This window comes from Nitrosomonas eutropha (assembly GCF_900116685.1).
GTDB classification, from domain to species: domain Bacteria; phylum Pseudomonadota; class Gammaproteobacteria; order Burkholderiales; family Nitrosomonadaceae; genus Nitrosomonas; species Nitrosomonas eutropha_A.
The window spans coordinates 1-1016 of sequence record NZ_FPBL01000031.1 but is presented as its reverse complement, the minus strand read 5'-3'; the positions used below and the strand labels follow the sequence as shown (position 1 = coordinate 1016).

The window sequence follows — 1016 nt, the reverse complement described above, 5'->3', positions numbered from 1 at the left end:
TGTAGTGGTCAAGTAATTTCAGACCCTGCGATAGGTTCTTTTGCTACAGCATGTAACTCATAATCAACCGGTGTGATATACCCGAGCGTGGAGTGCAGGCGCACCGCGTTATAAAAGCCAACAATGTATTTGCGTCACATCTTTTTTGGCCTCTGCATGGTTGGCGTAATCTCGCTGCCAAACACGTTCCATTTTCAGATTCAGGAAGAAGCGCTCCATAACGGCATTATCCCAGCAGTTGCCTTTGCGACTCATGCTGCAGCGCATACTGTATTCGGTCAGCAGTGCCTGGTACGCATCTGAGGCGTATTGGCTGCCGCGGTCTGAGTGTAAAATGAGCCCTGGCTCTGGGCGACGCTGCTGCACCGCCATCTGTAGCGCAGCGACGACGAGCTCAGCAGGCATAGTGGGCGCCATGGCCCAACCGATGATTTTGCGCGAGTACAGATCCATGACGGCGGCCAGGTAAAGCCAGCCCTGGCGGGTACGGATATACGTGATGTCCGACACCCAGGCCTGATTCGGTTGTGCCACGTTAAACTGCCGGTCAAGTAAATTCGGTGCCACAGGGTAGGCGTGTTTGCTATCGGTTGTGTTAATAAATTTACGTTTCCATACAGGACGCAGTCCATTCTCGCGCATGAGCCAGCGCACACGAAATCGTCCCATTGGCACGCCACGCTGCGCCAGTTCCTTGCGTACACGGCGACTCCCGTAGCTCTTGCCACTGGCCATAAATGCCGCCTTTACCTGAGCACTCGCCCGCACATCCCTGGCCGGTGCCGTGCGGTGCTGGCGTTGATAATACCCCGCACGGCTTACGCCCAAGACCCAACAGGCCTGCGTTACGGGTACGGTCTTCTCCTGCCACTGCTGAACCAACTGATAGGTCATTTCAGTTCCCGGGCGAAGAAGGCCGATGCTTTTTTTAACAAATCGTTATCAGAGCGCAATTGTCGAACCTCTGCCTCCAAGGCTCGAATACGTTGCTGCTCAAGTGTCAACGGCTTACCGAT

Annotated in this window: 1 pseudogene; it reads right to left on the bottom strand. The window is 54.6% G+C overall.

Going from position 1 to position 1016, the window contains the following annotated elements:
* Positions 1–8: 8 nt before the first annotated feature.
* A pseudogene (locus tag BM331_RS11345) lies at positions 9–1016 on the bottom strand (IS3 family transposase); the annotation flags it as partial.